Source organism: Candidatus Paralachnospira sp. LCP21S3_A2 (assembly GCF_052118925.1).
GTDB lineage: Bacteria > Bacillota > Clostridia > Lachnospirales > Lachnospiraceae > Lientehia.
In genome coordinates this window covers 16725-35590 of the sequence record NZ_JBQKGG010000021.1, presented here as the reverse complement: position 1 = coordinate 35590, position 18866 = coordinate 16725, and the positions used below count along the sequence as shown (strand labels likewise).

Below are 18866 nucleotides of genomic sequence, written 5' to 3'. Positions count from 1 at the left end.
AGCACAGTAATGTGTGGAGCTGACTGTTACTAATCGGTCGAGGGCTTATCCAGGTGGTTTAGGAGTTTTGGGAATGAAATGATGTTGGACAATGTGTAGTTTTGAAGGTATGGTTACCTTCTGAATACGAAAGAGTTTTGAGATACAGAAGCATTTAAAGTACATAAGATTGTGTTACAAAAGATGATCCCGGTGTGAAGTGATTTCATGCCGGGTATTTTTGTATCATCGGAGGTTATTATGACGGAAGAAGAACGGAATGCGTTTCACTCCGCCCTTGCAGACAGTGAATATGTTCTGGTGGGAATCGGAGGAGAGTGGAAGAAAGAAAAGAGAAGCGAAATCAGAACGGCGTATGAGAAACTGAGCAGACTTCTCGGAGATAAGGATTATTTTATTGTGACAACTGTGGAAGATGGAGAGATTGGTTCTTCGCAGCTGGATCAGACCAGGATCGCAGCGCCCTATGCAGGGGAAACGAATCCGACAGCAGGAGGGGAGGAACGGTGGCAGTCCTATATGAACTGGCTGATGAATACGGTAAACCGAAATCTGCTGATTCTGGAGCTGGGTGAGGGATTCCTTCATCCTGGCGTGATCCGCTGGCCATTTGAGCAGACGGTAAGCCTGAATCGGAAATCGCAGTTATATCGTATTCATGAGAAGTATCCTCAGATTCCGGATAATCTGGATGGACGGGGCCATGCTGTACGGGAAAACAGTGTGGACTGGATATTGGGCGGATCGTGGGAAAAATAAGGATTTTCTTAAGAAAATCCTCCAATTCTTCTATTGTGCGGCTATGACGATTGTGTTAAGATATCAATGTACTGGGCTTTGCTCAGGCTGTTAAAAGAAATCCGCAGCTGCGGATCAGATGCAAAAGACAGCAATCATAAGGAAGTGACAGCATGATAGCAATCATCGATTATGACGCAGGAAACTTAAAAAGTGTGGAAAAGGCATTTGCGTTTCTGGGACAGGAGACAAAGATCACAAGATGCAGGGAAGAGATCTTAAATGCCGACAGGGTCGTGCTTCCTGGTGTGGGAAGTTTTGGCGATGCCATGGAGCGGCTTCAGCAGTATGAGCTTGTTCCGGTGATTCAGAATGTGGTAAAACAGGGAACGCCGTTTCTGGGAATTTGTCTGGGTTTGCAGCTTTTATTTGAAAGCAGTGAGGAGACGCCTGGTGTTCCGGGGCTTGGAATCCTGCCTGGAAGGATTCTTCGGATTCCTGACACACCGGGGCTAAAGATTCCGCATATCGGGTGGAATTCTCTGGAGATCCGCGAGAATGCAGGCTTGTTCCGGGGAATTGAAAATGGAGCGTATGTATATTTTGTTCATTCCTATTATCTGAAGGCTGAGGATGAGGCCATCGTTGCAGCTTCAACGGAGTACGGAACTACAATCCATGCATCAGTGGAGCGGGACAATGTGTTCGCCTGCCAGTTCCATCCGGAAAAAAGCAGTGATGTTGGGTTACAGATCCTGAAAAACTTTGCGGCGCTGTAACAGAAGACAGGAGGAAAGCCATGTATACAAAACGAATTATCCCCTGTCTTGATGTGCATGCAGGACGGGTGGTAAAGGGTGTCAACTTTGTGAATCTGCGGGATGCCGGTGATCCCGTGGAGATCGCGGCGGCTTACGACAAGGCCGGAGCAGATGAACTGGTGTTTCTGGATATCACAGCCTCCTCGGATGCAAGAAATACTGTGGTGGATATGGTGCGTCGGGTGGCAGAAAAGGTATTTATTCCATTTACAGTCGGCGGAGGAATCCGGACAGTGGAGGATTTTAAGGCACTGCTTCGGGAAGGAGCGGATAAGATCTCCATTAATTCTTCGGCCATCAATCATCCAAACCTGATCTCCGAGGCGGCAGAAAAATTCGGAAGCCAGTGTGTGGTAGTGGCCATTGATGCCAAACGGCGGGCCGATGGATCCGGCTGGAATATCTATAAAAACGGCGGACGGATCGATGTGGGACTGGACGCAGTGGAATGGGCGATGAAGGCAGACCGGCTGGGCGCAGGAGAAATCCTTCTGACAAGTATGGACTGTGATGGAACAAAGGCCGGATATGATAATGAACTGACGGCTGCCATTGCAGAAAATGTATCCATTCCGGTGATCGCCTCCGGCGGAGCAGGAACAAAAGAGCATTTTTATGATGTACTGACAGAGGGAAAGGCGGATGCGGCTTTGGCGGCTTCGCTGTTCCATTATAAAGAGCTGGAGATCCGGGATCTGAAGGAATATCTTGCAGGTCGTGGTATTCCGGTGCGGCTGTAACGGAAAAAGAACGAAAGAAGGATAGCTATGGCTGCAATATCCAATGACTGGCTGGAGCCGTTGTCGGCTGAGTTTAAGAAACCATATTATGCCAGGTTATATCAGACAGTAAAAGAAGAATATAAGACCAGACAGGTGTTTCCGGATGCAAAGGATATTTTCTCTGCCTTTGAGCTGACACCGTTTCATCAGGTCAAGGTGGTGATCCTTGGGCAGGATCCGTATCATAATATAGGGCAGGCTCACGGACTCTGCTTTTCCGTGAAGCCTGGTGTGGAGATCCCGCCGTCGCTGGTGAATATTTACCAGGAGCTTCACGATGATCTTGGCTGCTATATCCCAAACAACGGGTATTTGACAAAGTGGGCGAAACAGGGAGTCCTGCTTCTGAATACGGTTTTGACGGTACGGGCCCATGCAGCTAATTCTCACCGGGGAATCGGCTGGGAGGAGTTTACGGATGCCGCCATCAAAGCATTAAATAAGCTGGATCAGCCCATTGTTTTTATTCTCTGGGGCCGGCCGGCGCAGAATAAGAAGCCGATGCTCACCAATCCGAATCATCTGATTCTGGAGGCCCCTCATCCGAGTCCGTTGTCGGCGTACCGGGGATTCTTCGGAAGCAGACCGTTCAGTAAAACAAATGAATTTCTGAAGGCTCATGGAATAGAACCCATTGACTGGCAAATTGAAAATATCAATGCAAACGGGGAGAAGGTATGAATATCGTAGAATTATTAAAAGCGATCGTATTCGGAATCGTAGAGGGAATTACCGAGTGGCTGCCCATCAGCAGTACCGGTCACATGATCCTTCTGGAGGATTTGCTGCCCTTAAAGGTCAGCGCGGAGTTCATGGAGATGTTCCGTGTGGTGATCCAGCTTGGTGCGATCCTGGCGGTATGCATTTTATTTTTCCATAAGCTGAATCCCTTTTCATCGCGGAAAAATAACCGGCAGAAGCGGCAGACCTGGAGACTTTGGGGAAAGGTCCTTGTAGGCTGTATTCCGGCCGGCGTGCTTGGCGTCCTGTTTAATGACTGGTTTGATGCCCATTTTTATAACAGCCATGTGGTTGCGGCAACGCTGATCATTTACGGCGTACTGTTTATCCTTCTGGAGCGGAGAAATAGAAAACGGTACTTCACGGTGGAGAAGTTTTCTCAGCTTACCTATCAGGATGCGCTGATTATTGGTGCATTTCAGGTTCTGTCCCTGGTTCCGGGAACCTCCCGTTCCGGCGCAACGATTCTGGGCGCCATGCTGATCGGAGTCTCCAGACCCATTGCAGCAGAATATTCGTTCTTCATGTCCATTCCGGTGATGTTTGGAGCCAGCTTCTTAAAACTGATCAAGTTTGGCTTCCATTATACGGGAATGGAGGTGGTTGTGCTTCTGGTGGGAATGATCACAGCATTTCTGGTATCGGTGTTTGCAATCCGATTCCTGATGAGTTATATCAGGAAAAAGGATTTCACCGCGTTCGGGATTTACCGGATTATTCTCGGCATTCTGGTGTTATTGTATTTCATGATCAAATAGGCAGTTTACAAAAAGTGAGGAAGAATTATGGCAGACTATAGAAGACGGAGAAGAAGTCAGTACGGAAGCCTGGGTGAAGGTTCCAGACGCCGCGGCAGAAGACCGCAGGGCGTTCTGGGGCTGTTATCGGTTCTCGGACCGATCCTGTATTTTCCGATGATGATTTTTTATCTGGAACTGATGTTTCATATTTATATGAAGGAAAGCTTAAAATACCTGCCGATCTGGCTGTTGTTTTCTGTATCCATGGGCTTTCTGTTATCCCTGCTGGCAATAAATTTCAGCTTCCGCGTGAATCGGATCATTACTTATGTGATTACGATTCTGTTCAGCGTGGTTTATACGGTTGAGATGATGACCAAGAAGATTCTGGCAACGTATTATCAGTTGTTCAGTATCGCCAAAACGGCAGCCAACAACAAGCTGACGGACTATATGGATGCTATTATCAAGGGAATCTTAGGAAATCTGTTTGGAATTCTTCTGATGTTTATCCCGGTGATCTTTATTTATGTGATTGGCCGGAACTTCTATAATTTCAAGAAAAAATGGATTGGACTTTCCGGTGTTGTGGCTGGCGCATTTGTAGCGACCCACCTTCTGGGCCTGCTGATACTGCACCTGCCCTGGAGCGGTGATTATAAGCCGGCTTCCATGTATGCCACAAATACCAACGTGGATGATCAGGTAGAACAGCTTGGCGTTACGACCATGCTTCGCCTGGATCTGAAACATTCGCTTTTTGGTGTGAAGAAGAATCTGGATGATGATTTTGCAGCTACGCCAAGCCTGGCAGAGAATGAGAGTAAGGCGACGGACAGTACGGAAGAGACAGGGAGTGTGGCTGCCTCCGGAAATGCGTCATTGTTTACCAATACAGATACCTCTCCCAATGTGATGAATGTAGATCTGGAGACGCTGGCGGCCAATGCCTCCAACGATGATGTTTCCTGGCTCTGTAAGTATTTTAACAGCCAGACGCCCTCCAATAAGAATAAATATACGGGAGCGTTTAAGGGTTATAACGTGATCTTTGTGACGGCGGAAGGGTTTACCGGATATGGAATCAGCCAGGAATTGACACCAACGCTTTGGAAGCTGTCCCATGAGGGCTTTGTGTTCAATAATTTCTATTCTGCGCTTCATTATACCAGTACCTCCGGTGGCGAGTGTCAGAATCTGACCGGGTTATATCCTCAGAATGGCGGTACTATCATCATGCAGGACAGTGGTGATGCGGGAACAAACTGGTATTTCAGTCTGGCGCAGCAGCTGAACCGTCAAGGCTATGGCTCCATTGGCTTTCATGCAAACGGAGATATGTATAATCGTCTGAAATCCCATACAAACCTTGGCTATAAATGGGTGCAGAGCGGAACCGGATTCAATATGGAAATGAATGAGGCCGGCACAAAGGCAATCTGGCCGCAGTCGGATCTTTACTGCATGGAGCAGACGGTGGATCAGTATATCGGCAGCAGCACGCCGTTTAATGTATACTATATGACTATCAGCGGGCACATGCCTTATGAATTTGAGAGTAATGCTCAGGCAAAGAAGAACCGGGAGCTGGTAAGTAATACCGGATATTCCGAGGTGACCCAGGGATATCTTGGTACTGTGATCGAGCTGGACAAGTCCATGGAATATCTGCTCCAGAGGCTGGAGGATGCCGGGATCGCAGACAAGACACTGGTTGTCCTGGCCGCGGATCATATTCCCTATTTCAACGTATCCACCATCGAGGAGCTTGCCGGAAAGACCTTCTCTTCCGGAGATACATCGGCTCTGGCAGATAACCTGAAGGAGGAAATGATCACAGACTACAACCTGTATAAGAATACGCTGATCATGTGGACAGGAAGCATGACAGAACCGGTTCAGGTAGATAAGGTCTGCTGCCAGGTAGATATTCTGCCGACGATCTCCAATCTCCTCGGCCTGGAATATGATTCCAGAATGCTTTCCGGCACAGATATTCTTTCGGATTCCACGCCTCTTGTGGCTTTCAACTCCGGAAGCTGGCTGACCGATCAGGGCTATTATGACCGTTATACTCAGACCTTTACGCCGTCTGCGGGCTGTACCCTGGATGCAGCGTCCCAGGAGGATTATGTGGCAACTATGAAGAAGGTCGCCTCTAACCGCCGTCAGATCTCCAGCATTGTGTATGAGAACGATGCGTACAGCTATATTTTCGGAGATACCAAGAACAGCTCCAGCTTGAATTAAAGGCAGAAGAAACAAAAAGAGAATCAATAAGAAACAGACTTCCCTTTTTATCAGAAAAACAGGATCTGATAGAGAGGGAAGTTTTTTGTTCCATGGAAGGTGCGTCTTATGAAACAAAAAATTTCATAGGAAGGTGTGCTCTGTAAAATAAAAAAATATAGAATCAGAGACGCCTGTGCTTGACGAGCAGGTACTTCTTATAATATAGTGTATATATGCACGATATAGTTCTATATAATGATGTTAAAAACGATGAAATATATAAAAGAGATGGTAAAGAAGCTGTATTGGAAATGGAAACTCTGGCATATGGATTATCAGTGGAGGCAGAGAGCCGGGGATCTGTATTCTCTGATCCCGCCATCGTATTATTATATCTATACACCGGAGGAGATTAAAAAGATGAAAAGGGAAATGGTGGACAGTATCCGGGCGATTCTCGAAGAAGAGGAACAGGCGGATGGACAAAAGGATACGGAGAAGATCTGAGTGTCGTTCTTTACCTGTTTCTTACTTGCTTTTTTACAGTCATATGGGGTAAAATGAAGGGTAAAGAATGTGGTCAGAACAGACCGGAAAAACTAAGGAACCAAGGGGTGATGGAATGGCAGTAACGACATTTGCGGCGATCGATGTGGGCTCCTATGAGCTGGAGCTTACGATATATGAGATCTCCCCGAAAAAAGGAATTAACCAATTGGATCGGGTAAGGAAGATCATCGGTCTGGGGCGAGATACCTATGGGCGGGGCGTGATCAGTCATGAACGGGTCGATGAAATGTGCCGGCTTCTTCTGAAATTCAAGGAGATCATGTCGGAGTACCAGGTGGATGGCTATAAAGCATATGGAACCAGCGCACTGCGGGAGGCGGAAAACCGGGAGGTCGTCCTGGATCAGATCCAGGTGCGGACCGGAATCAAGATCGAGATCCTCAGCAATTCCGAGCAGCGCTTTTTATGCTACAAGGCCATTGCGGCGAAGGAAAATGAATTCAACAACATGATCCAGAAAGGAACAGCCATTGCGGAGGTAGGCTCCGGCAGTATGCAGATTTCTCTCTTCGACAAGGATATGCTGGTGACGACCCAGAATTTAAAACTGGGAGCTCTCCGGATTTATCAGATCCTTTCGGGTACCGGAGGAACGGATGCTGATAAGTATCAGATCACGCAGGAGCTGATCGACAACGATATCGATACCTTCCAGAAGCTGTTTCTGAAGGATCGGAACGTGAAAAATATCATTGCTACCGGAGTATGTGCCCTGTATCTGGGGCGTGGTGCAAAATCTGACCGCCAGCGGATCACGGCGGAAGAATTCCTGAATTTCTATCAGGATCTGCGGACCCTCAGCGAGGCGGGAATTGCAGAAAAGTATGACATTCCGGCAGAGTATGTGGCGTTGATCGTACCAGGTGCCATGGTTTATAAAAAGCTGATCGATGTGACAGGGGCGGAGCTTCTGTGGCTTCCCGGTGTGCGGCTGGGAGACGGAATTGCGGCGGAATATGCAGAACAGAAAAAACTGATCCGGTTTACCCATGATTTTTCCGGCGACATTATCGCGGCGGCGCGTATCATTGCGGAGCGCTACCGGTGTGATAAGAACCATTCGGCTATCCTGGAAAAGAATGTACTGAACCTGTTTGACAGCATGAAGAAGTATCATGGCCTCGGAAAACGGGAACGGCTGCTGCTGCAGATCAGTGCCATTCTCCATGACTGCGGAAAATATATCAGTATGCGGACGCCGGGGGAGTGTGCCTATAATATCATTCTGTCCACGGAGATTATCGGGATCTCTCATAAAGAACGGGAAATCATTGCCAATGTGGTGAAGTATAATACGCTGGAATTTGATTATACGGCGGATTCTGTCACGCTGGATAAGCAGATGCGGATCACCATTGCCAAGCTGACTGCCATCTTAAAAATCGGAAATGCCATCGATCGCAGCCATAAGCAGAAATTCAAGAATATCAAGGTTTCCGTCCGGGATCAGCAGATGGTGATCACAACGGATTCTACGGAAAATATCATGCTGGAGCAGAGCCTGTTTGTCCCGAAAGCAGACTTCTTTGAGGAAGTATATGGGATCCGGCCGGTGCTCAGAAGAAAGAAGGGATAGGAGTCATGGCAGAAAACAGGGAATTTCAGAAAAGCGAATATTTTCAGAACCGGGAGCTGTCCTGGCTTCAGTTCAACAACCGTGTCCTCTGTGAAGCGCGGGATAAAAACAATCTGCTGTTTGAACGGCTGAAATTTTTATCCATTACGGCCTCGAACCTGGATGAGTTCGTCATGGTGCGTGTGGCATCATTAAAAGACATGGTTCATGCAGGCTATACGAAGAAGGATCTGGCGGGAATGACGCCGGAGGTGCAGTTGGAGAAGATCGGGACGGGGATGCATGAGCTGGTGGATCTTCAGTATTCCACCTGGAACCGTTCGTTACTGCCGCTCTTAAAAAAAGAGGGGATCACCGTACTCTCCCATCATGAGCAGCTGACAAAAGAACAGGCGGCTTTTGCCGATCAGTACTTTGAGACGGAGGTTTATCCGGTGGTAACCCCTATGGCGGTGGATTCTTCCAGACCGTTTCCGCTGATCCGCAACAAATCACTGAATATTGCAGCGCTGTTAAAAAAGAAAAAGGGCGCAGAGCATAAGGATGCCCTGGAATTTGCCACTGTTCAGGTGCCTGCTGTGCTGCCGCGGATCGTGGAGCTGCCTGCCGGAAAAGAAGGCGGACGCTGTTTCATTTTACTGGAGGAGCTTATTGAGCGGAACATGAGCCGCTTGTTCCTGAATTATGAAGTGATCTGTGCCCATCCTTACCGGATCATGCGGAATGCAGATCTTCCGATCGATGAGGAGGAGGCTGAGGATCTGTTAAAGGAGATCGAGCGGCAGTTAAAGCGCCGCCAGTGGGGAGAGGTGATCCGCCTGGAGGTGGAGGAATCCATTGATAAGCGCCTTTTGAAGATCTTAAAGAAGGAGTTTGACATCAAGGACGATGTGATCTTTGACATCAACGGTCCTCTGGATCTGACCTTCCTTATGAAGCTGTATGGAATGGATGGATTCGACCATCTGAAGCAGAAAAAATGGACGCCCCAGCCGGTTCCGGAGTTTGCCGGGGAAGAGGATATTTTCACCTGCATCAAAAAGGGAAATATTTTCCTGCACCATCCCTACGAATCCTTTGATCCGGTGGTGGATTTTGTCCGTCAGGCGGCGGTGGATCCTCAGGTGCTTGCCATCAAGCAGACGCTTTACCGGGTAAGCGGAAATTCTCCCATCGTGGCGGCGCTGGCCAGGGCGGCGGAAAACGGCAAGCAGGTATCGGTGCTGGTGGAGTTAAAGGCAAGATTTGATGAGGAAAACAATATCATCTGGGCGAAAAAGCTGGAAAAGGCCGGCTGCCATGTCATTTACGGACTTCTGGGTTTAAAGACCCACTGTAAGATCTGTCTGGTGGTGCGCCGTGAGGCGGATGGGATCTGCCGTTATGTGCACATGGCAACGGGAAATTATAATGATTCCACGGCAAAGCTGTATACCGATACCGGAATCATGACCTGTGACCGGGCAGTGGGGGAGGATGCCAGCGCAGTCTTCAATATGCTGTCCGGCTATTCCGAACCATTAAGCTGGAACAAGCTGTGCCTGGCACCTTTGTGGCTGAAAAACAAGTTTGTGGCGCTCATCGACCGGGAAATCCAGCGAGTGAACCAGGGAATGGAGGGAAGGATCATTGCCAAGATGAATTCCCTCTGCGATCCGGTGATTATGGAGAGCCTGTACCGGGCATCGGCAGCAGGGGTGAAGATCGATCTGATCGTCCGGGGAATCTGTTGTTTAAAGACCGGAATTCCCGGAGTCAGTGAAAATATTCAGGTGCGCTCCATTGTAGGAACCTTTCTGGAGCACAGCCGGATCTTTTATTTCGAGAACGGCGGCGATTACGAAATCTATATGGGCAGTGCTGACTGGATGCCCAGAAACCTGGACCGCCGGGTAGAACTGGTGTTCCCGGTGGAAGTGGAAGCCAATAAGAAAAAGGCACTCCATATTCTGGAGGTGGAGCTGGAGGACAATGTCCGTGCCCATATCCTGCAGGCAGATGGAACATATGAAAAGCCTGATAAGCGCGGAAAGCTTCTGGTGGATTCTCAGGAGGTATTCTGCAGGGAAGCAATCCAGGCCGCAAAGGCAGTGAAGCAGGAAAAGAAAGAAGCCGGGGCCGGACGGGTCTTTGTGCCCAGAGAGCATCTGGAAGAGGAATAAAAAGCAAAACAGATACAATAAAATAAATCAGACAGATCAGGAGTGTACATCGGAATGGCGGCACTCCTGATTTCTTTATTTCATAGGAAAGGGCGTTCTATGAAGCAAAAAATAGTTCATGGGAAAGGGCGCCCTGTGAAGCAAAAATAGTTCATGGGAAAGGGCGACTCATGAAACAAAAACGCTCCGCGGGGGTCGCACTGTAGCGAACTGTGCTGCTGCAGCAGGTATCACCGGAAAAAGACGATGGATAAAATGTTAAAAAAATAACAAAATTCAAAAAACATGGAGAGAAATAATAAATATAAAATATAATGGTGAATAGTGCCAAAAACTGGCAGAAAAGTATAAAAAATAGTTGTAATATTCTTTCAAATGCGGTATTATAGATTTATAAAAAAATTATAAAAGTTCTGTAAAAAGATTGGACTGAAACGATGAATGAAAACCGCGCGGGATCGGATCGAGTCCGGATGATTACAGAAACAAAAACAGAGAGGAGAATTATCTATGAGTAAAACAAAGAAACTGCCTCTGTCAGCAAAAATCTTTATCGGCCTTGCTCTTGGTATTGTTGCAGGTCTGTGTATGATGAGCGTACCGGAGGTCGCCGTCAACTACATTAAACCATTTGGTACGATTTTCTTGAATCTGATTAAATTTATCGTTGTTCCCATCGTATTCTTCTCGATCATCTGTGGTGTCATTTCCATGAAGGATATCCGGAAGGTTGGAAGTGTCGGTGCAAAAACCGTAGTCTATTATCTTTGTACGACGGCCGTTGCCATTGTGATCGGCCTGGTCCTGGCAAATATCTTTAAGGGGCTGTTCCCGGTTCTGGAGGTTTCCGGTCTGGAATATGAAGCGAAGGAAGCCCCCAGTATCATGGATACCATTGTCGATATCTTCCCCAGCAATATTATTTCCCCCTTTGTAAATGCCACTATGCTTCAGGTAATCGTGGCCTCCCTGTTCTTCGGTTTCGGTATTATCCTTGCCGGTGATAAGGGAAAAGGATTTGAGGAGTTTGCACTCAGTGCAAATGAAGTGTCCATGAAGATCATGTCCTTCATTATTGCACTCAGCCCCATCGGCGTGTTCTGTCTGATTACTCCTGTGGTTGCTGAAAACGGTCCGAAGATCCTTGGAAGCCTTGCAATCGTTCTGTTAGTTGCATACCTGGGCTATATTCTCCATGCTGTGATCGTATACTCCTCTACCGTAAAGGCACTTGGCGGTTTAAGTCCGGCAAAGTTCTTCAAGGGTATGATGCCGGCAATGATGATGGCATTCTCCAGTGCTTCTTCCGTAGGTGCGCTGCCGCTGAACATTGAGTGTTCTGAAAAACTGGGTGCAAAAAAGGATATCGCAGCCTTTACCCTGCCGCTCGGTGCAACCATTAATATGGACGGTACTGCTATTTATCAGGGTGTCTGCGCGATCTTCATCGCTTCCTGCTTCGGTATTTCCCTGACGCTGCCTCAGCAGGCAACGATCATTCTGACTGCAACGCTGGCTTCTATTGGTACTGCCGGAGTTCCCGGCGCCGGTATGATCATGCTGGCAATGGTGCTGCAGAGTGTGGGACTTCCGGTAGAAGGAATTGCATTGGTTGCCGGTGTTGACCGTATTTTCGATATGGGTCGTACTACCGTGAATATCACCGGTGATGCTGCCTGTGCGATCATTGTTTCCAAGCTGGAAGAAAAGAAGGAAGCAAGAAAAGCAGGAAAGTAAACATTCTTTTCATACACAAACAGGTTCCCTAAACAGAGACCGGGAGAGATCCCGGTCTTTGTGATGGAATTGAACATTCAAATTCAAAGGCCTGAAAAAAACCATTGCAAAATAAGCACTTTTCGAGTACGATATTATGAGGTGCGGTCTGACACGGCAGATCCGATCAAGAGGAGATCCGCCTGGATAAAAGACCGTTGTATAGGCGAAGAGCATGAAGATAAAATAGAAATGAATGAAAAGAAAGGAATGTTTCGATGATCAGTGCAAATAATATCACCCTCCGGCTGGGAAAGAAGGCTCTGTTTGAGGATGTAAACATTAAGTTCACCGAGGGAAACTGCTACGGTCTGATCGGTGCCAACGGCGCCGGAAAATCTACGTTTTTGAAAATTCTCTCCGGTCAGCTGGAGCCCTCAAAGGGAGATGTGACCATCACACCCGGCCAGCGTCTTTCTTTTTTACAGCAGGATCACTTCAAGTTTGACGACTGCGTGGTGCTGGATACTGTCATGATGGGAAATCCCCGTCTGGTGGAAATTATGAAAGAAAAGGATGCTATTTATGCAAAACCGGATTTCTCTGAGGAGGATGGAATCCGTGCCGCTGATCTGGAGGCAGAGTTTGCCAATATGAATGGCTGGGAAGCAGAGTCGGATGCGGCGACGCTGTTAAACGGCCTTGGGGTCGGCCCGGAGCTTCATTATTCGATCATGAAGGATCTGGTCGGAAATGACAAGGTTAAGGTTCTTCTTGCACAGGCACTGTTTGGAAATCCTGATATTCTGTTACTGGATGAGCCGACGAACCATCTGGATCTGGATGCCATTGCATGGCTGGAGGAATTCCTGATCAACTTTGACAATACCGTGATCGTGGTTTCCCATGACCGTTATTTCTTAAATAAGGTTTGTACCCATATTGCAGATATTGATTATGCAAAGATCCAGCTCTATGCCGGAAACTATGATTTCTGGTATGAATCCAGCCAGCTGATGATCAAGCAGATGAAGGAAGCCAACAAGAAGAAAGAGGAGAAGATCAAGGAGTTACAGGAATTCATTCAGCGATTCTCCGCCAACGCTTCCAAGTCCAAGCAGGCAACCTCCAGAAAGAGAGCCCTGGAGAAGATCCAGCTTGATGAAATCCGTCCTTCCAGCCGGAAATATCCCTATATTGATTTCCGTCCGGAGCGTGAGATCGGAAATGAAGTTCTTACGGTAGAGCATTTGACCAAGACCATCGAGGGCGTGAAGGTTCTGGATGACATTTCTTTTATTCTGGGACGGAATGATAAGGTTGCATTTGTGGGATCGGATGAGATTGCAAAGACAACCCTGTTCCAGATCCTGGCAGGCGAGATGGAGCCTGATGAGGGAACCTATAAGTGGGGCGTGACCACTTCTCAGGCGTATTTTGCCAAGGATAATACGGCTGAGTTTGATAATGACCTGACGATTGTGGACTGGCTGACGCAGTTTTCTCCGGTCAAGGATGTAACGTATGTCCGCGGCTTCCTGGGAAGAATGCTTTTTGCCGGTGATGACGGCGTAAAGAAGGTGCGGGTGCTTTCCGGTGGAGAGAAGGTTCGCTGCCAGTTATCCAAGATGATGATCCAGGCGACCAATGTACTGATCCTGGATGAGCCGACAAACCATCTGGATATGGAATCGATCACGGCGCTGAATAATGCGCTGATCAAGTATCCCGGTGTGGTGCTGTTCTCCTGCCATGATCATCAGTTTGTTCAGACCACGGCGAATCGTATCATGGAGATTACGCCCAGCGGCCTGATCGATAAGATCACGACGTATGATGAGTATCTGGAGAGTGATGAGATGGCAAGAAAGCGCCAGCTCAGCTACAGTCTTTCCGCGTCTGATGCAGAAGACAATTAAAAGAGAATGGATTCAGGTATATAAAAACAGAACGGCTTCTCCGGGTTTCCGGAGAAGCCGTTTTAAAATTCAGGCATTGTTCAGAAACCGGGCAAACAGATCGATCAGTTCTGTGGGGTAAGGCGTTGCGTTCCGTGGAGTTGTACCGCCATTGAGCCGCTTTAAAAACTCCGGGCCGCCGTTTCGGAGCACCACATCGCGGATCGTCCGGAGTGCACGCTCCACATTAACCGGATTGGCATGGTATTCCAGAGCAATGGGAAGATAGATTTCTTTTTGCACATTGGAAAGGCGCGTGGGATCTTCCACCGCCAGAGTGACAGCCATGATAAAATAAGGATAACCGCGGTAGCGGTTGGTTATGCCGAGAGGATAAAGAAGTTCTTCCAGAGTGGGCTTCATAAGATCAGTCTCCTTTCCGCAGGCTGCCATGAAAAACAACAGAACTGGCAGATTCGAGCGAGTTATTTCTTATAATATAGCGGATATGCGTCTGAAAATCCAGACAAGAGACGAAAAGAGACAAAGGAAGACAGGCGGGAATTCTGCTTGTAAAAAGGAGAGTGGGGTGTTACAATCGAGGAAGGAACAGAGGAGGGATTTTGGAGTATGATGTTCTCAAAAAGTGATCTGAAAAAGTTGTTGATTCCCCTGATCATCGAGCAGTTTCTTTCCGTTCTGGTAGGAATGCTGGACGTTATCATGGTGGCGGGGGCAGGTGAAGCAGCGGTGTCTGGCGTATCGCTGGTGGATGCCATCAACCTGCTGCTGAATCAGCTTATGGCCGCTATGGCAACGGGCGGTGCGGTTGTAGCGGGACAGGCTCTCGGATGTAAAAACAGAGAACGAGGCTGTCGTGCTGCCAATCAGCTCCTTCTGGTAACCACCGTGCTGGCGCTGGTGATCATGATCCTGTCTCTGACAGGAAACGCGGTGATCCTTGGCGGTCTGTTTGGAAAAATTGAAGCTGATGTCATGAAGAACGCCAGGATTTATTTTTATCTGACAGCGGTATCGTTTCCGTTTCTGGCGATTTATAATTCCTGTGCAGCGCTTTACCGTGTCATGGGAAATTCCAAAATATCCATGAAGACCTCTCTGATCATGAACGGGATCAATGTGGCCGGAAATGCCATTGGTGTATATGTACTGAAGGCCGGCGTGGCTGGTGTGGGAGTCCCTACGCTGGTTTCCCGTATGGTGGCAGCTGTAATCATGCTGGTTATTATTCGGAATGAAAAAAATATTCTTTATGTTGATAAGCATCTGCGTTTGGGCTATGATCCGCATATGATCCGTCAGATTTTAAGCATTGGTGTTCCAAGCGGCATGGAAAATGGTATGTTCCAGCTTGGAAAAATCATGGTTCAGAGTCTGGTGTCGACCATGGGAACGACAGCCATTGCCGGCTTTGCAGTGGCAGGAAATCTGGTAACGCTGGAATATCTGCCGGGAACCGCCATCGGTATGGGACTGGTTACGGTGGCGTCCCAGTGTGTGGGTGCGAAAGAATTCGGCCAGGTTCGATATTATACGAAACGGTTTATTCTTTTGGATTATCTGATCCTGGCAGGAATCGTTTTGATCCTTGATGTGTTCAGCGCTCCGATCGTCGGGATCTACAACCTGTCGCCGGAGGCAGCGGCGGCAGCGCGGGATCTGATTATTTTTCATGGATGTGCGATGGCTTTGTGGCCGCCGGCCTTCCTCCTGCCCAATGCGCTGCGGGCGGCTTCGGATGTGACCTTTACCATGGTGGTTGCGGTAAGCTCCATGTGGATTTTCCGGATCGGACTGGCATATTTGTTTGTGAAACAGTTTCATATGCCGGTACTGTTTGTGTGGGTGGCAATGAGCATTGACTGGATTTTCCGGTTTTTTATGTTTCTCTGGCGGATGGCCAGCGGAAAGTGGCAGAGGCATGGCTCGGATGAACGGCTGAAGAGGAAGAAAAAGAAAGCAGAAGCCTGAATGGACGGAATCTGAAAGTTATGGTATGATAAGAAGCAGCCGGAATCAGTCCGGCTGACTTGAAAAAACAGAAATTTATAAGAAATGTGGGTTGAAGGAGGATTTTACAGATGGCAAACCGTATGATTTTAAATGAAACATCTTATTTTGGCAGAGGCGCCATTCAGGAGATCGCAGCAGAGGTGAAGAAGCGCGGATTTAAGAAGGCATTTGTCTGCTCCGGACCGACCATTTATAAGCATGGCGTGACCGGAAAGGTGCTGGAGGTCCTGGACAAGGCAGGATGCGGCTATGAGGTTTATACAAATATCAAAGAAAACCCGACCATTGAGAATGTAAAGGGCGGCGTGGAAGCATATAAAGCATCCGGGGCAGATTTCATTGTTGCTGTAGGCGGCGGTTCTCCCATGGATACCTCGAAGGCAGTCGGTATTATTATCAATAATCCGGAATTTGCCGATGTGCGGAGTCTGGAGGGCGTTGCTCCCACAAAAAATCCCTGTGTTCCGATTATTGCAGTTCCCACAACGGCAGGCACCGCAGCGGAGGTAACGATTAATTATGTCATCACCGATGTGGAAAACCGCCGGAAGTTTGTGTGCGTAGATACGCATGACATTCCGGTGATCGCGGTAGTGGATCCGGATATGATGGCTTCCATGCCGAAGGGATTGACGGCAGCAACCGGAATGGATGCGCTGACTCATGCGATCGAGGGCTATATCACCAGGGGGGCATGGGAAATGACGGATATGATGCATATAAAGGCCATCGAGCTGATTGCGTCTTCCCTGCGCGGAGCAGTAGAGAATACCGAAGAGGGAAGAGATGGCATGGCTCTTGGCCAGTATATTGCCGGCATGGGATTCTCCAATGTGGGACTCGGAATCGTTCATTCCATGGCGCATGCCCTGGGTGCTGTTTATGATACGCCGCACGGTGTTGCCAATGCGATCCTTCTTCCGACCATCATGGAATTCAATGCAGATGCAACGGGCGCGAAGTACCGGGAGATCGCAAGAGCCATGGGCGTTGCCGGTGTAGATGAAATGAGTCAGGAGGAATATCGGAAGGCAGCCGTTGAGGCAGTAAGAAAGCTGGCTTCTGATGTGGGAATCCCGGCAGATCTGAAGGAGATCGCAAAGGCAGAGGATGTTCCGTTCCTGGCAGAAAGTGCCATCAAGGATGCCTGCACACCCGGAAATCCCAAGGATGTGACACTGGAGCAGATTGAAGCGCTGTACCGGACACTTCTGTAAAAATCACATCGGTAAGAACCTAGAAGAGCATACCGGTAAGCATATACCGAAAACCGGTTCTGTAAAAGAAATGCAGAGCGCGGAGACAGGAAAGAGGAAATAATAGCGATGAGAAACATACAGGAACTGCTGGATCTTCTTGCAAAGGAACATCTGCTGCTCCTGGCGGATCAGAGGACGGGGTGTTTGGCTCCGTCCTCCTTTACCGCCAACTCAAAGGATGCAGAACCGGGGACGTTTTTTGTCTGCAAGGGATTTACCTTTAAAAAAGAATATCTGGAGATGGCGAAGGAACGCGGAGCGATTCTTTACATGGCAGAACAGGATTACGGAGTGGAGCTTCCGAAGATCCTGGTAACCGATATTCGAAAGGCAGTCTCCGTGGCTGCCCGGTGGTTTTACGGGAATCCCGGAAGCAGGATGTTTGTGACCGGAATCACCGGAACAAAGGGGAAGACTACGACGGCCTATATTCTGAAGTCTATTCTCGATACGGCGGCTCCCGGAAAAACAGCGTTGTTTTCCACTACGGAGATCAACACCGGAAAGGAATCCAGGATCAGCCATCTGACGACGCCGGAGCCGGCGGAGCTTCAGTCCTATTTTAAAGAAGCACTGGATAACGGCTGTGACCATGTGGTTATGGAGGTGTCCTCTCAGGCCATGAAGCTGTCCCGCGTGTACGGGGAGCAGTTCCCCATCGGGTTGTTCCTTAATGTGGATGAGGATCATATCGGCGGAAGGGAGCATGCGACCCTCGAGGAGTATGTGGACTGCAAGACCTCGTTTCTGCGTCAGTGTGACACGGCCATCATCAATAAGGAAACCCGTTTTCTGGATAAGGTTCTGGCGGCCAGCGAGGGGAAAAAACGGATTTTTTACGGTCACGACGAATCCTGTGACGCGGTGATCCGAAACTGTGTGTCTGATGCGTCCGGAAGCCGGTTTGAGCTTGGGTACCGCGGTTCCTGGTATGCCTTTGAGAGCAGTCTGGTGGGACGGTTCAATGTGGAAAACCTGACAGCGGCCATTGTGGCGGCCTTTGAGATGGGTCTGGATGCCGGAACCATCCAGGAGGGAATCCGGTTTGTCCACATTCCGGGCCGGATGATGTTGATGGAGTATAAGGGAATCCATATTGTTGTGGATTACGCTCATAATAAGCTGAGCTTTCTGAATGTCTATAAGGCTGTGCGGGAGACCTTTTCCCCCAGACGGATCCTTTCGATGTTCGGAGCCTGTGGAGAACGGTCGGCAATCCGAAAACGGGATCTGGGAGAACTGGCGGAGAAATACGCAGATCAGGTGTTCCTGACTGCGGACGATCCCGGTTACGAGGATGTGGTAACGATCTGTGAGGAGATCAAGAGCCATATCACAAAGCCCTGCCGGATCATTCCCGACCGGGAGAGTGCCGTCCGTGCCGTTATGGAAGCGGCAGAGCCTGGCGATGTGGTGATCCTGGCCGGAAAGGGCGCAGAGGTCACCCAGCGTGTGCGGGATCATTACGAGCCGTATCTGTCTGATCCGAAGGTGGTACAGAAATGGATCGCGGAGCAGGAGCGGCAAGCAGACGAGTAAGATTGTCCCAGGACACGAAGGATGAGCATTGAATTTTCAGAGAAAAGCCCTGCGGCTT

General features: G+C 48.7%; 15 protein-coding genes. 14 read left to right on the top strand and 1 reads right to left on the bottom strand.

The window, feature by feature from the left end:
* Window positions 1-240 precede the first annotated feature (240 nt).
* The 11 genes from ACTQ3K_RS11745 (at window position 241) to ACTQ3K_RS11695 (ending at window position 13997) form a co-directional block, all read left to right on the top strand.
* A complete protein-coding gene (locus ACTQ3K_RS11745) occupies window positions 241-759 on the top strand; it encodes a hypothetical protein (protein ID WP_441568024.1) in 519 nt (172 codons plus the stop codon).
* Window positions 760-911: 152 nt separating this feature from the next.
* Complete coding sequence (gene hisH / locus ACTQ3K_RS11740; RefSeq protein WP_441568025.1) at window positions 912-1517, top strand: imidazole glycerol phosphate synthase subunit HisH; 606 nt, start codon at window positions 912-914, stop codon at window positions 1515-1517.
* A gap of 20 nt (window positions 1518-1537) precedes the next feature.
* A complete protein-coding gene (gene hisF, locus ACTQ3K_RS11735) occupies window positions 1538-2299 on the top strand; it encodes an imidazole glycerol phosphate synthase subunit HisF (RefSeq protein WP_441568026.1) in 762 nt (253 codons plus the stop codon).
* Between the two features lie 27 nt (window positions 2300-2326).
* Entirely contained in the window at window positions 2327-3022 is a 696-nt protein-coding gene (locus ACTQ3K_RS11730) for a uracil-DNA glycosylase (protein ID WP_441568027.1), read from the top strand.
* Window positions 3019-3840 (top strand): undecaprenyl-diphosphate phosphatase, encoded by an 822-nt coding sequence (locus ACTQ3K_RS11725; RefSeq protein WP_441568028.1) that lies wholly within the window; start codon window positions 3019-3021, stop codon window positions 3838-3840. Before ACTQ3K_RS11730 ends, ACTQ3K_RS11725 begins: the two co-directional genes overlap by 4 nt.
* A gap of 27 nt (window positions 3841-3867) precedes the next feature.
* Window positions 3868-6072 carry an LTA synthase family protein gene (locus ACTQ3K_RS11720; protein ID WP_441568029.1) on the top strand — a complete coding sequence of 735 codons (2205 nt, stop codon included), beginning with the start codon at window positions 3868-3870 and terminating at the stop codon, window positions 6070-6072.
* A 252-nt stretch (window positions 6073-6324) separates the two neighbouring features.
* Window positions 6325-6561: a hypothetical protein gene (locus ACTQ3K_RS11715; protein ID WP_441568030.1), complete on the top strand. Its 237-nt coding sequence runs from the start codon at window positions 6325-6327 to the stop codon at window positions 6559-6561.
* A 115-nt stretch (window positions 6562-6676) separates the two neighbouring features.
* On the top strand, window positions 6677-8200 hold the full coding sequence (locus tag ACTQ3K_RS11710; RefSeq protein ID WP_441568031.1) for a Ppx/GppA phosphatase family protein: 1524 nt from the start codon (window positions 6677-6679) through the stop codon (window positions 8198-8200).
* Window positions 8201-8205: 5 nt separating this feature from the next.
* Window positions 8206-10362, top strand: a complete 2157-nt coding sequence (locus tag ACTQ3K_RS11705) for an RNA degradosome polyphosphate kinase (RefSeq protein WP_441568032.1) — start codon at window positions 8206-8208, stop codon at window positions 10360-10362.
* A gap of 510 nt (window positions 10363-10872) precedes the next feature.
* Window positions 10873-12099, top strand: a complete 1227-nt coding sequence (locus tag ACTQ3K_RS11700; RefSeq protein WP_441568033.1) for a dicarboxylate/amino acid:cation symporter — start codon at window positions 10873-10875, stop codon at window positions 12097-12099.
* A gap of 257 nt (window positions 12100-12356) precedes the next feature.
* The gene (locus tag ACTQ3K_RS11695; protein ID WP_441568034.1) at window positions 12357-13997 is read left to right on the top strand and encodes an ABC-F family ATP-binding cassette domain-containing protein; all 1641 of its coding nucleotides are present in this window, start codon (window positions 12357-12359) and stop codon (window positions 13995-13997) included.
* Window positions 13998-14066: 69 nt separating this feature from the next.
* Here ACTQ3K_RS11695 and ACTQ3K_RS11690 read toward each other — a convergent pair whose 3' ends face one another.
* Complete coding sequence (locus ACTQ3K_RS11690) at window positions 14067-14399, bottom strand: sporulation initiation factor Spo0A C-terminal domain-containing protein (protein WP_441568035.1); 333 nt, start codon at window positions 14397-14399, stop codon at window positions 14067-14069.
* Window positions 14400-14609: 210 nt separating this feature from the next.
* Here ACTQ3K_RS11690 and ACTQ3K_RS11685 point away from each other — a divergent pair, with 210 nt between their 5' ends.
* The 3 genes from ACTQ3K_RS11685 to ACTQ3K_RS11675 all read left to right on the top strand — a co-directional run bounded on the left by ACTQ3K_RS11685 (window position 14610) and on the right by ACTQ3K_RS11675 (window position 18808).
* A complete protein-coding gene (locus ACTQ3K_RS11685; RefSeq protein ID WP_441568048.1) occupies window positions 14610-15968 on the top strand; it encodes an MATE family efflux transporter in 1359 nt (452 codons plus the stop codon).
* A gap of 110 nt (window positions 15969-16078) precedes the next feature.
* Entirely contained in the window at window positions 16079-17227 is a 1149-nt protein-coding gene (fucO, locus tag ACTQ3K_RS11680) for a lactaldehyde reductase (RefSeq protein ID WP_441568036.1), read from the top strand.
* Window positions 17228-17335: 108 nt separating this feature from the next.
* A complete protein-coding gene (locus ACTQ3K_RS11675) occupies window positions 17336-18808 on the top strand; it encodes a Mur ligase family protein (RefSeq protein ID WP_441568037.1) in 1473 nt (490 codons plus the stop codon).
* Window positions 18809-18866: the final 58 nt, after the last annotated feature.